The 12,732-nt window shown below is 33.9% G+C and carries 11 protein-coding genes; 3 read left to right on the top strand and 8 right to left on the bottom strand.

Annotation, left to right across the window (positions count from 1 at the left end; all coding sequences use genetic code 11):
* Nucleotides 1–46: 46 nt before the first annotated feature.
* The 3 genes from KHA98_RS05835 to KHA98_RS05825 all read right to left on the bottom strand — a co-directional run bounded on the left by KHA98_RS05835 (nt 47) and on the right by KHA98_RS05825 (nt 3,549).
* Nucleotides 47–1,450, bottom strand: coding sequence for a HAMP domain-containing sensor histidine kinase (locus tag KHA98_RS05835; RefSeq protein WP_213256212.1), 1,404 nt, complete (start codon nt 1,448–1,450; stop codon nt 47–49).
* A gap of 1 nt (nt 1,451) precedes the next feature.
* Nucleotides 1,452–2,126, bottom strand: a complete 675-nt coding sequence (locus KHA98_RS05830) for a response regulator transcription factor (RefSeq protein ID WP_213256210.1) — start codon at nt 2,124–2,126, stop codon at nt 1,452–1,454.
* A gap of 151 nt (nt 2,127–2,277) precedes the next feature.
* A complete protein-coding gene (locus KHA98_RS05825) occupies nt 2,278–3,549 on the bottom strand; it encodes a BamA/TamA family outer membrane protein (RefSeq protein WP_213256208.1) in 1,272 nt (423 codons plus the stop codon).
* A 218-nt stretch (nt 3,550–3,767) separates the two neighbouring features.
* Between KHA98_RS05825 and KHA98_RS05820 the strand changes: the two genes are divergently transcribed.
* Nucleotides 3,768–4,355 carry a pentapeptide repeat-containing protein gene (locus KHA98_RS05820; protein ID WP_213256206.1) on the top strand — a complete coding sequence of 196 codons (588 nt, stop codon included), beginning with the start codon at nt 3,768–3,770 and terminating at the stop codon, nt 4,353–4,355.
* Between the two features lie 178 nt (nt 4,356–4,533).
* Here KHA98_RS05820 and KHA98_RS05815 read toward each other — a convergent pair whose 3' ends face one another.
* The 4 genes from KHA98_RS05815 to glyA form a co-directional block, all read right to left on the bottom strand.
* Nucleotides 4,534–5,031, bottom strand: a complete 498-nt coding sequence (locus tag KHA98_RS05815) for a GNAT family N-acetyltransferase (RefSeq protein WP_213256204.1) — start codon at nt 5,029–5,031, stop codon at nt 4,534–4,536.
* Nucleotides 5,032–5,050: 19 nt separating this feature from the next.
* The gene (locus KHA98_RS05810; RefSeq protein ID WP_213256202.1) at nt 5,051–6,091 is read right to left on the bottom strand and encodes a GMP reductase; all 1,041 of its coding nucleotides are present in this window, start codon (nt 6,089–6,091) and stop codon (nt 5,051–5,053) included.
* A gap of 287 nt (nt 6,092–6,378) precedes the next feature.
* On the bottom strand, nt 6,379–6,972 hold the full coding sequence (gene miaE, locus KHA98_RS05805) for a tRNA-(ms[2]io[6]A)-hydroxylase (protein WP_213256694.1): 594 nt from the start codon (nt 6,970–6,972) through the stop codon (nt 6,379–6,381).
* A gap of 139 nt (nt 6,973–7,111) precedes the next feature.
* Nucleotides 7,112–8,386: a serine hydroxymethyltransferase gene (gene glyA / locus KHA98_RS05800; RefSeq protein WP_213256200.1), complete on the bottom strand. Its 1,275-nt coding sequence runs from the start codon at nt 8,384–8,386 to the stop codon at nt 7,112–7,114.
* A 108-nt stretch (nt 8,387–8,494) separates the two neighbouring features.
* Here glyA and fahA point away from each other — a divergent pair, with 108 nt between their 5' ends.
* On the top strand, nt 8,495–9,778 hold the full coding sequence (gene fahA / locus KHA98_RS05795) for a fumarylacetoacetase (RefSeq protein ID WP_213256198.1): 1,284 nt from the start codon (nt 8,495–8,497) through the stop codon (nt 9,776–9,778).
* Nucleotides 9,779–9,957: 179 nt separating this feature from the next.
* On the opposite strand, the gene KHA98_RS05790 is transcribed toward fahA, so the two are convergent.
* The gene (locus KHA98_RS05790; RefSeq protein WP_213256196.1) at nt 9,958–10,998 is read right to left on the bottom strand and encodes an agmatine deiminase family protein; all 1,041 of its coding nucleotides are present in this window, start codon (nt 10,996–10,998) and stop codon (nt 9,958–9,960) included.
* Between the two features lie 185 nt (nt 10,999–11,183).
* On the opposite strand from KHA98_RS05790, the gene KHA98_RS05785 reads away from it, so the two are divergent.
* On the top strand, nt 11,184–12,704 hold the full coding sequence (locus KHA98_RS05785) for a choice-of-anchor I family protein (protein WP_213256194.1): 1,521 nt from the start codon (nt 11,184–11,186) through the stop codon (nt 12,702–12,704).
* The last annotated feature ends 28 nt before the right edge of the window (nt 12,705–12,732 follow it).

The following is a 12,732-nucleotide window of genomic DNA, read 5'->3' as shown; positions in this document are numbered from 1 at the left end:
TAAGCTTCCCAATATTAGAAGGAAATTAATCTGAAATTAGAATTTCTTAAGATTCAACATTAGAAATTTTAATGTTGTTCTTCTTCAAATTTGATTTATTGAAAATAAGCGTAACAATTGTTCCTTTGTTTTGTTCGGATTGAACCTGAATTTCACCCCCATGCATTCTGATTATTTTAGAAGCCAAAGGAAGCCCTAAACCATAACCAATATATTTAGTAGCAATTTTACCTCTGAAAAAAGGTTCATATAAGTGCGGAATATCTTCCGGCGGAATACCAATCCCGATATCATTAATCGAAATTTTGATTGCTTCCTGATTTGCCGAAAGCGTTACAAAAACTTCATTATTATCAGAATACTTAACTCCATTGGTAATGATGTTATTTATAGCTAATTCTAAAAGAGGTTTATTACACGGAATAAGAAGTAAATTGGAATCTTTTGGTGCAAAATTAAGTTTTATACTTACTCTGTTTTCAGGGTAAATTTTATCCAAATCTGATTTTACGTCCAACAACAACTCATCGATTCTCGCGATATCTAAAACCTGTTTCTGCCCATCGTAACCCGTTTGTGTTAGCTTTAATAAACTTTCAGTCAAATTTCCTAATCTTGATGCCTGATTGTATATATTCTGAAGAGATTCAACATATTCAGAAACGCTTCTTTCTTTCAGAAGCATAATCTCAGATTCGGCAATAATGGTGGTTATTGGTGTTTTTAATTCGTGTGAAGCATTATTGATAAAATTGGCCTGAATTTCAAAAGAGGTTTCTAATCTGTCCAACATATCATTGAAAGTCGCTGTAAGATCTGAAATTTCGTCTGAGTTTTTTACTTCTGGTAATCTGTTGTGCAGGTTTGAAGCACTTATCCTATTTACTTCTTTGGTGATTCTGGCAACAGGATTAATAACACGTTTTGCTAAAAAACGTCCTAAAAAGAAGGCTAGGAAAACAAATCCAATTCCGCCAAAAAGCAAAATTTTGACTATATAAATAGTAGCTGTTTTTCCACGTTTATCTCTTGCACCAACAATGATAATATACTTTTGATCGTTTTCTGTAAAAACCTGACCTAAATAATATTTACTATTGATTTCAAAGTAATCTTTTCCGGTATTTAAAACATTGGTATAAAATTCATTAGGCAAATTAAGTTTTGTATTGTAATCAAAACTATTGGCACTGTTTATTTTAAGAACAAATTCTTCTTCTTCAATTAATTCTTCTAGTCCGTTTTCTTTAAGATTACTGTAATACTTCTTTTTCTCAGGATCGTTCTGAAAGTGAATTGAAGCCACAATTTTAGCTCTGTCTTCTAATCGTTTCAGGAAATGATAACGGTTGTTATCCTTAAATAAAACAAGTACGATAAGACACAATAGCAAAGTGCTAAAGGTAGAAAGTGCAACGTATGTAAAGGTTATTCTTTTTCTTATATCCATTCTATGGCTTTATCACATAACCTAAACCTTTCATGGTATGAATAAGTTTGGTTTTAAAAGGTTTATCTATTTTTTTTCGCAAATAGGTAATATATACATCGACAACATTGGTATTCATATCAAAATTAATATCCCAGACATTATCCAGAATTTGATCTCTTGAAACAATACGCCCGGAATTTTTAGCCAGATAGTACAGTAATTTAAACTCTTTGGCTGTTAAGATAATAGATTCATTATCTCTTTTTACCGTTTTGGCTTTACCATTTATTTCTAAATCGCCAATCTGTAGCGTATCTATTTTTTCTGTATCCTGATTGGCTCTTCGGTTTAAGGCATTAACCCTTGCATCGAGTTCTCCAAATTTAAACGGTTTAACCAAATAATCATCGGCTCCGGCATTAAGTCCGGTTACAATATTTTCTGAAGTTCCAAGAGCTGTTAAAAGCAAAATAGGCACAAAGTTTTTACTGGCGCGCAATCTTCTGCAAATTTCAATACCATTAATATCCGGAAGCATTACATCCAGTACAACAACATCAAAATCATAATTCTGAATCATCTCAAGGGCAGTTTTACCATCAAGAGCTACGCTAACTTCGTTATTATTTTCAGCAAATCCTTTGCGTAAAATCGACAAAAGATTTGGTTCATCTTCGACTATCAGTAATTTCATTTAAACTTGTATATACAACAAAAATAAGGATTGAGTTCAGAAATATTATTCATAATAGTTATAAATTATGATTTAATTATGAACAATAAAATTTAGCAGAAGTTCTGATGTGTGACTTTTAAAGCTTTTTTATCCTGTAAAATCATCCGTTTTAGAATGTTTCTCCGGCATTTAAGTAAAACCCTTTAGAATTATTACCCCAGGCATAATCTACAATAAGATTAGTTCTGGTTGCTTTATCGATTAGAATACGCAATCCAATACCCGCTGCGGGCTGAATAGCATGAAAAAGATTAGTATTGGTATCCGGATTACTGGTTGTTATAAAGTTTGTAAAAACAGTTCCGCTAAACATTTGATTACAGCTAAGCGGAAATCTAAATTCTGCCGCCAGATAAACCAAATTAGTTCCTCTAAATAAACCCTGAGTATATCCTTCCCCGCTTCGACTGCGCTGATCCCAGCCAATTGCAGGTAAATTTAAGTAAGGAACTTTACCTTTTGTTACAAATTGTCCGTACGTCCAAAGTGCCAGAATATAACGTGGATCTTTTGCGGAAACGGGAATAAAGTTTCGATATTCTGCATACAAAACATTACTTACTTCCTGATTATCAAACAATACAGGGTTAAAACGATAATTTATGTTTGCAAACCATCCGTGTGTTGCATTTACCTGATTGTCTCTGGAATCGTAAACCAAATTAAGGCTCATTCCGTTCAGGAAATATTCGCTTTCATCAAATCCATATTTTTGATTGTAATTGTAATGGTAGGTAAGTTTTCCGTTGGCTACATCAAGATCTTTATCAACAATACTGGAATACCAATCGATATTGATTCCTCCGCCAACATAAAAGTTTTTCTTTACTTCAAAAGAAACAGATTGATGGAATTTAAAATAATTGTAATCCATTGGCTGAGCAATAGAATCGATACTAAATCCCGGAACCTGATCGCGACGTGGTGGTATTATATCTGTTCCTAACCCGTAATTAGGCTGGGAAAAGATATACAAACGGTAATCGCCACTTAAAAATATCTTGTTGTTTTTTAGTAAAATATTGTTCTTTACATTTACGAGCCACTGTTTTTTAGTAGTATAAGTTATTCCAAGATTAGCGATGGAATATTTATCGGCTTTTTCTTTTCCTTTAAAAGTATATTGTGCTACACCACCAAAGAAAAATCCTGTTGCTGGCTGAGAACCAATTGCAGGAATTACTAAAAAGAAACTGTTTTTTATAGGTTTAACGACATAAATGGAATCTCTCTTTTTAAAGATTTCCAGTATCGTTTTGGGTGGACAAATTTTGGAACTGTCTATTTCATTCTGAGCGGTGAGACTAGACGAAATAAAAAAGAGCAATCCTAAGATTTTATATTTATTCTGAAAATAATTATTTTTTAAAAATTGTACCATTTGAAAGTTTTAATTTTTTAGAAACAATAATCAATTCAATGTAAATATATAGCTTATTTTCAAGATAATACATTTAAAAACTCAAAAAAATATTACATGAAATACGTCCTTAATATTCTGTATTGAAAGAATATCGGCTTAAAATGAATTAAAATTTAGAGGAAATATTAAGTTGCAAATTAGTACCTTTTCGGTCTCAAAAAACGGTTAGAATAAATTTGAAAAAGGAAAGCGAATATTTTCTCGATAAGGAATACAATACTATTATTTACAGCAAAGACGATCTTAATTTTAAGGACTTCGAATGCTGTATTTTTAATAATTGTAATTTCTCTGCCTGCACTTTTCTTGCCGTAACTTTTATCGATTGTGTTTTTAATGATTGCATTTTTAATGAAGCAAAAATTAATTACGTGGCTTTTAGAACCGCAACTTTTAATCGCTGCGAAATAAAGGAAGTTAATTTTGCAATGTGCGATAAGTTAATTTTCGAAATAGAATTTAATGACTGCATTCTTGATTTTTCGAAGTTTTATACCTTAAAAATAAAAGGAACAAATTTTACCAATTGTAGTTTGATTGCTGTCGATTTTATGGCTGCCGATCTTACAAATGTTGTTTTCTACAATTGCGATTTATACCGATCTGAATTTGACAAAGCCATCGCTAACAAGACTGATTTTCTGACCAGCTATAATTATACTATTGATCCATCTAAAACTAAATTGAAGAAAGCTATATTTTCTTTGAAAGAAGTGAAAGGATTGCTTTTTAAACATGATATTGTTGTTAGTGATAAGAATTAAATACAAAAGTTTGTCATTTCGACGAAGGAGAAATCTTCGCGAGTAGCTCGACAAAGATTGGTGCTTTACTTTATGGAGTTTCTTGCGAAGATTTCTCCTTCGTCGAAATGACAAGATTGTAGAAATGTGAGTGCAATTCCTCGTTCCTCGGAATTGACAAAACTACTGAGAATTATTTTTAAAACTTTTTCTCCATCACAAAATCTTCCATCAAATAACCATTACCGATTTCAATATCAACTGTTTCTTTTACTTCGAAACCAATTTTTTTGTAGAAATTTAATGCAGTATTAAAACGGTTTACATTTAATAAAAGGGCTGCCGAATGATTTTCTAAAGCTAGTTTTTCGATCGACTGAAAAACAATTTTGCCATACCCTTTTCCTTGTGTTTCTGGTAAAAGATAAATTTTATGAATTTTAGTTATTGCTTCGTTTTTGTAATTGTGTTCAATTCCAATAAACCCGATTACAGTATTAGAATCTGAAACCATATAAAACAATTGTTCTTTATTTTGGATTTGTTTTGAAAGCGCTTCATCAGAATAAAACAAACCCAACATATAATCTAATTGTTCCTGAGATAAAATTTCGCCATAAGTAATAGGCCATGTGATATTGGTAATTTCCTGAATTGTTTTGATATCACCTAAACCTGCTTCTGAAATTGTAATCATAATTTATTTAAAAAGTATTTTAATTTGTAAAAACCTGATTTTCCTGTTCGCTTACGCGGATAAAAGTCGTTCGTTTCGTTAATTCTTTTAATCTTGAAGCCCCAACATAAGTACAGGTACTTCGCAAACCACCCAAAATATCTAAAACTGTCGCAATAACATTTCCTTTAAACGGAACCTGAACTGTTTTTCCTTCGCTCGCTCGGTATTCTGCTACACCTCCAACATGTTTATCCATTGCGGTTGCTGAACTCATGCCGTAAAATTGTTTGAATTTTTCTCCGTTTACTTCGATTAGTTCTCCTCCACTTTCTGTATGTCCTGCCAGCATTCCGCCCAACATTACAAAATCGGAACCTGCACCAAAGGCTTTTGCAACATCACCAGGAGTTGTACAGCCACCATCACTTATGATATGTCCGCCTAAACCGTGAGCAGCGTCGGCACATTCTATAATTGCAGAAAGTTGCGGATAACCTACACCTGTTTTTACTCGTGTAGTACAAACCGATCCCGGTCCAATTCCGACTTTTACAATATCGGCGCCCGCTAATAGTAATTCTTCTACCATCTCACCGGTCACCACATTTCCCGCAATAATTACTTTATCGGGATATTGTTTTCTGGTTTGTTTTAAAAACTGAACAAAATGTTCTGAATAACCATTGGCAACATCAATGCAAATAAATTTAAGTAAAGGATTTGCCGCGATTACTTTGCCGATTTTCTCAAAATCTTCTTTTCCGGTTCCGGTACTTATGGCGATGAAATCGTAGAAATCCGGAGTTGCATTTTTCAAAAAAGCATTCCATTCTTCTAAAGTGTAGTGTTTATGAATTGCCGTAAAAAGCTTTTCTTTTGCCAAAACCTGAGCTATTTCAAAAGTGCCTACAGTATCCATATTGGCAGCCATAATTGGAATTCCTGTCCAATTTGCTGTGCTGTGCAAAAACTTAAAATTTTGCTCTAAAGACACTTCCGATCTGCTTTTGAGTGTTGATCTTTTTGGTCTGATCATCACATCTTTAAATCCTAATTTCAGGTCTGCTTCTATTCTCATCGTTCAAGATTTTGGTTACTCTCAAATATAGGGAATTTTAGATTTTAGATTGCAGATTTTAGATTATAAAAACTTAAATTTTGAACGCAGATGAAATGGAAAATACTTTGTGATTAACTAAACTAAATTGAACACGGATGACACGGATTCACTTCGTGAAAACGCGGATTTAAACGGATTTTTTTATTTCACAGAGATTCACGAAACTTGCAAATTGGAGCGCGTTTCGACTACGCTCAACGTGACAAACTTGAAACTTTAAACATGAAACAAAATAAACAAAAAAATTACCCGTGAATCGTTTCTCCTTTTCCGTAATTAGTGATGATTGATTCTTCAAATTCTAACCATTCTCTCCAACGTTTTTCAACGTCTATTCCAACTCCGTATTTACGCGCGTATGTAATAAAGGTAGTATAATGTCCAGCTTCGCTTTCCATCAATTCTCTGTAAAAAACGGCTAATTCTTCGTCCTGAATATTTTCAGATAAGACTTTAAAACGTTCACAACTTCTGGCTTCGATCATTGCTGAGAATAATAATCTTTCTACAAGACCAGAAACTCTGCTTCCGTCTCCGCTTTTCTTCATATATAAATACAATTCATTTACATAATCGTCTTTGCGCTCACGTCCTAATTTTAATCCTCTTTTGATGATGATATTATGAACTTGTTCAAAATGATCGATTTCTTCTTTGGCCAAAGCCAGTAAATCCTGAACTAAATCCTGATGCTCAGAATTGTTTGTAATAATCGTAATCGCGTTTGTTGCTGCTTTTTGCTCGCACCAAGCGTGATCCGTAAGGATTTCTTCTATATTTTTCTCAACAATATTTACCCATCTTGGGTCGGTTGGCAGTTGTAATCTTAATACGCCCATAACTTTTATTTCTTTTGTTTTATTTTGTTTCAAGTTTCACGTTTCATGTTGGTTGGAAACGAAAAAAGTTTAAAGTTTTATAATACGTTTGTTTCCGCATTACAAAACTTTAAACTTGAAACCTGAAACTTTAAACTAATTAATACGCGAAGATTGGTCTTTCGCTCATCATTTCGTTTACTTCGTTTGCAACTTCTTCGATAACTGCTTCATTTGTATGATCAGCAAGTACTCTGTCGATTAAGTCAACAATAGTTTCCATATCTTTTTCAACTAAACCACGAGTTGTGATTGCAGCTGTTCCTACACGAATTCCAGAAGTAACAAATGGTGATTTGTCATCAAAAGGAACCATGTTTTTATTTACTGTGATTTCAGCTTTAACTAATGCATTTTCAGCTTCTTTACCAGAAATATTTTTATTTCTTAAGTCAATAAGCATCATGTGGTTATCTGTTCCGCCAGAGATAATATTGTAACCTCTTTTTACGAAAGCATCAGCCATTGCATTTGCATTTTTTTGTAATTGCATTGCATAAGTAAAGAATTCATCTTTAAGTGCTTCACCAAAAGCAACCGCTTTAGCAGCAATAATATGCATTAAAGGTCCACCTTGATTTCCAGGGAAAACAGCTAAATCTAATAATGAAGACATCATTCTGATTTCTCCTTTTGGAGTTTTTAATCCTTGTGGATTTTCAAAATCTTTCCCCATTAAGATCAAACCTCCACGAGGTCCTCTTAATGTTTTGTGTGTTGTTGTAGAAACAATATGACAATGAGGAATTGGATCATTCATTAATCCTTTTGCAATAAGACCAGCAGGGTGAGAAATATCAGCAAATAAGATTGCTCCTACACTATCCGCAATTTGTCTGAAACGTGCAAAATCCATATCACGAGAATAAGCCGAAGCTCCAGCGATAATTAATTTTGGTTGTTCTTTAGTTGCAATTTCCTGGATTTTGTCATAGTCTAAACGACCCGTTTCAGCATCTACACCGTAAAAAACCGGACGATATAAACGTCCTGAAAAATTTACAGGAGAACCGTGCGTTAAGTGACCACCGTGAGATAAATCGAAACCTAAAATAGTATCCCCAGGATTTAAACATGCATGGTAAACTGATGTATTTGCCTGAGAACCTGAGTGAGGCTGTACGTTTGCATATTCTGCACCAAACAATTCTTTTGCTCTGTCGATTGCAATTTGCTCAATAACGTCAACTACTTCGCAACCGCCGTAGTATCTTTTGCCAGGATATCCCTCAGCATATTTATTAGTTAAAACAGAGCCAGCTGCCTGCATTACTTCATCACTTACAAAATTCTCTGAAGCGATAAGTTCTAATCCGTGAATTTGTCTATCTTTTTCCTCTAGGATAAGATCAAAAATTTGTTCGTCGCGTTGCATTTTTTCGTTTTTCGTTAATTTGATGCAAAAATACAAAAAAACGTTTGTCATACAGTTAGATTATGATATATTTGACATGTAATTTTTCAACAAATAATTAACATTCACATGCCAATAACCGCCAACGATACCAAAAGAAAATCATGGTTAGAAGTACCAGAAAATAGTGACTTCCCTATACAGAATATCCCTTTCGGTGTATTTCTTACTAAAGAAAATGTCGTTACAGTAGGAACGCGAATTGGCGATTATGCCATAGATTTAGGGGCTTTGCAGCAATTAAACTATTTTGAAGGAATAGATTTAACAGACGATATGTTCATGCAGGACACGCTTAATGACTTTATTTCTGACGGAAAAAAAACATGGCGTTTGGTTCGAAATCGTATTGCTGAGATTTTTGACGAAATCAATCCACAACTTAGAGATTCAACAAAACACCGCGATATTGTTATATTTAAAATCGAAGATGTAGAGATGCAATTACCAGTTTTAATTGGTGATTATACCGATTTTTACTCTAGTAGAGAACATGCTACCAATGTAGGAAAAATGTTTCGTGATCCTGAAAACGCTTTATTACCAAACTGGCTTCATATTCCTGTAGGATACCATGGAAGAAGTTCTACAATTGTTCCTTCTGGAATTCCGGTTCACAGACCAATGGGACAAACTTTACCTGCGGGTGAAAATTCTCCGGTTTTTGGACCATCCCGCTTAGTTGATTTCGAATTAGAAACTGCTTTCATTACTACAGACGTAAATGTAATGGGTGAAAATATCCCAACATACGAAGCTGAAGATTACATCTTCGGAATGGTATTATTGAATGACTGGAGCGCGCGTGATATCCAAAAATGGGAATATGTACCGTTAGGACCATTCTTAGCCAAAAACTTTGCGACTTCAATTTCACCTTGGATTGTAACAATGGATGCACTGGAACCTTTTAGAACTAAAGGACCTAAACAAGATCCTACTCCACTTCCTTATTTACAAACAAAAGGAAAAAGAGCTTATGATATTCATTTAGAAGTTTCAATTAAACCTGAAGAGCAGGAAGAAACCGTTGTTTCAAAATCGAACTTCAAATATTTATACTGGTCAATGTGTCAACAATTAGCACACCATACTTCAAACGGGTGTCGTGTTAATTCTGGAGATATGATGGGATCAGGAACAATTTCAGGACCAACTCCGGATAGTTTTGGTTCTATGTTAGAATTAACATGGGGCGGAAAGAATCCATTAAAATTAAATGACGGCAGCGAACGTAAATTTATTGAAGATAACGATACCGTAATCATTCGTGGCTTCTGCGAAAGTAATGAAGTTAGAATTGGTTTTGGCGAAGTTTCAAGTCAATTATTACCTCCTTTCGTGAGACCATGAAGAGCAAATAATTTATCTGAAGAGATATAGAAAACAAAAAACCTTGGTTATCGCCAAGGTTTTTTTTTATGATTTTATTGAATCTTGCAAAGACGCAAAGTTTTTAAACTATATAAGTAATACAAGTTCACTTAATTCAAACTTAAATTTTCTTATATTACTTATATGGTTTTATATATTTAAGCCGGAATCTGCTGACTCAAACAATGTAAAGTTCCGAATCCCCAGATAAAATCAATACAGCTTATGCCGATCACTTCTCTGCCAGGGAAACATTCTGCCAATATATTTAAAGCTACACGGTCGTTACTGTCATTAAATGTTGGTACTAAAACGCAATTGTTCAAAATTAAGAAATTAGCATAACTTGCCGGTAATCTTAAATCCTCAAAATCAACACGTTTTGGCATTGGCAAAGCTACGATTACAGGAGATTTTCCGTTTTCTAATTTTGCATTTTGCAAGCGTTTCAAATTATCCTGTAAAGGCTTGTAATTAGAATCGTTTTTATCTGTTTCTACAATCGTTACGATGGTATCTTCATTTACAAATCGGCATAAATCATCGATATGTCCGTGTGTATCATCTCCTTCTATTCCATCTCCTAACCAAATTACATTGGTAACTCCAAGATATTCTTTAAAAACAGCTTCGTAATCTTCTTTGGTAAATCCGGCGTTTCTCACCTGAATTGATGGGTGCATCAAACATTCTTCAGAAGTTAACAAAGTTCCTCTTCCGTTTACATCTATTGCTCCGCCTTCTACAATTACCGGTTTTCCTTTGTACATAACCTGAGTTAAAGGAACATCAATAAAATCAGCAATTTTACCTGGAACAAATTTATCAAGTTGATAATTTTTATATTTCGCCCAACCATTAAAGTTGAAATTAAGCGCTTCTCTTTTCGATCCGTTTTTAACTACAATCGGTCCGGAATCACGCATCCAGCTTCTGTTGGTTTTGTGAATAATGAACGAAACATTTTTAGTGTTTACGCGCGCTCTTTCAAGCATTTCGGCAACTTTCTCCTTTAGTTTTTCATCGGCTACGACCAAAAAAACAGTTTCAAAAGTCGCTACTTTTTTTATAAATTCTACAAAAGCCCATTGAACTGCCTCGTATTTACCGGGCCAGTCGTTACCATTATGCGGAAAACACAATACAATTCCTTGTTGTTTTTCCCATTCTGCTGGAAATCTTCTATTATTTGTTGACATAAACAGGTTCTAATTTAGAAAGTGCAAAGATAAGCATTCGTTAGGATTATAAAACAATTGATTAAAATTCATCCGTTATTTCACAAAAAATATCCTTCAAAAATTAAGTTAAAGATTAAATAATACCCTCTTAATATACAGACAGTATATGCGAATTACTTTTGGCGAAACTAAAAACTAATAAAATGAAAAAAGTAACCTTCTCATTATTAACCGCTCTTTTGATTTTTACGAGCTGTAATAACGACGAAAAATCCAACAATGAACCAGAAGAACTTACAGTAAACGAAAATCCGGGAACTTTTAAAGAAATCGGTTCTATAACTATTGGCGGTGAAGCTGCTGCAGAGATTTCAGCTTATTGCGAAAAAACAAAAAGACTTTTTACAGTAAATAACAGTGGAGTTAATCAAATTGATGTAATCGATATTTCAGATCCTACGAAACCGCTGAAAATTGCTAAAATTGATTTGGCTTCTTATGAAGGTGCGGCAAATAGTGTTTCAGTTTATGACGGAAAACTGGCTGTTGCTCTGGAATCTTTAACTAACAAACAAGGAAATGGAAAAGTTGTTATTTTTAATACTTCAGATTATAGTTTAATAAAACAAATTCCTGTTGGAGCATTACCGGATATGATTACTTTTTCACCAGACGGAAAGTTTATCATGACTGCTAATGAAGGTGAACCAAGTACAGATTATTTACAGGATCCAAACGGAACAATTTCTATTATTGAAACAAGTATTTATACTGTGACAACATTAGATTTTGCTTCATTTAGCAGTCAGGCTGCGGCTTTAGCAAAAGATGGATTCAGAATTTCTAAATATGCAAAAAGCTTTGCTCAGGATATCGAACCGGAATACATTACTATTTCTGACGATTCTAAAACGGCATGGGTAACTTTGCAGGAAAATAATGGTGTTGCAAAAGTAGATTTAACTTCAAAAACAATTACTGCCATTTATCCATTAGGTTTAAAAGACTATAATACTGCTGAAAATGCAATTGATGTAAGTGATAAAGATGATAAAGTCGCCTTTAATCCGTGGAAAGTAAAAGGGATGTTTATGCCCGATGCGATCAGTCATTTTACTTCAAACAATGTTCCTTATTTTGTAACTGCTAATGAAGGTGATGCAAGAGAATATACTGCTTACTCCGATATTAAACGTATGAAGGATATGAAACTTGATGCGACTGTTTTTCCTGACGCCGCTACTTTAAAACTAGAAACAAATCTTGGAAGACTTAATCTGGTTGCTGACATGGGAGACACTGATGGCGATGGAGATTTAGACCAGATGGTAAGTTTTGGTGCGCGTTCTTTTTCTATTTGGAATGGAAACACAGGAAAAATTGTTTATGACAGTAAAAATGATGTTGATAAAAAAACAAATGAGTTAGGAACTTATGATGATAAACGAAGTGATGATAAAGGTTCTGAACCAGAAGCGGTAGTTGTTGCTAAAATGGGAAATCAGAATATTTTATTTGTAGGACTTGAAAGATCGGACGCTTTTATGACATATGATGTTACAAATCCTGCTTCTCCACAATATTTACAAACGGTAAAAACAGGTGATGCACCAGAAGGAGTCTTATTTATTCCTGCCTCTAAAAGTCCTACTAAGAGAAGTTTATTGGTAGTGAGCAGCGAAGGTGACGGAACCGTAAAAATATATCAGCCGGACTTAAAATAGATCATACTTTAAAAAAGGGTAAAAAGGA

Source organism: Flavobacterium branchiicola (genome assembly GCF_018383905.1).
GTDB lineage: Bacteria > Bacteroidota > Bacteroidia > Flavobacteriales > Flavobacteriaceae > Flavobacterium > Flavobacterium branchiicola.
The sequence above is the reverse complement of the archived record's forward strand: the minus strand, read 5'-3'. Positions and strand labels throughout refer to the sequence as shown.

What these genes read in the sequence shown, in the direction of transcription:
- fahA (WP_213256198.1), top strand. Translation starts at nt 8,495, where the DNA reads ATGCCAATAACCGCCAACGATACCAAAAGAAAATCATGGTTAGAAGTA.
- KHA98_RS05835 (WP_213256212.1), bottom strand. Translation starts at nt 1,450, where the DNA reads ATGGATATAAGAAAAAGAATAACCTTTACATACGTTGCACTTTCTACC.
- KHA98_RS05785 (WP_213256194.1), top strand. Translation starts at nt 11,184, where the DNA reads ATGAAAAAAGTAACCTTCTCATTATTAACCGCTCTTTTGATTTTTACG.
- KHA98_RS05830 (WP_213256210.1), bottom strand. Translation starts at nt 2,126, where the DNA reads ATGAAATTACTGATAGTCGAAGATGAACCAAATCTTTTGTCGATTTTA.
- KHA98_RS05815 (WP_213256204.1), bottom strand. Translation starts at nt 5,031, where the DNA reads ATGATTACAATTTCAGAAGCAGGTTTAGGTGATATCAAAACAATTCAG.
- KHA98_RS05810 (WP_213256202.1), bottom strand. Translation starts at nt 6,091, where the DNA reads ATGAGAATAGAAGCAGACCTGAAATTAGGATTTAAAGATGTGATGATC.
- glyA (WP_213256200.1), bottom strand. Translation starts at nt 8,386, where the DNA reads ATGCAACGCGACGAACAAATTTTTGATCTTATCCTAGAGGAAAAAGAT.
- miaE (WP_213256694.1), bottom strand. Translation starts at nt 6,972, where the DNA reads ATGGGCGTATTAAGATTACAACTGCCAACCGACCCAAGATGGGTAAAT.
- KHA98_RS05825 (WP_213256208.1), bottom strand. Translation starts at nt 3,549, where the DNA reads ATGGTACAATTTTTAAAAAATAATTATTTTCAGAATAAATATAAAATC.
- KHA98_RS05790 (WP_213256196.1), bottom strand. Translation starts at nt 10,998, where the DNA reads ATGTCAACAAATAATAGAAGATTTCCAGCAGAATGGGAAAAACAACAA.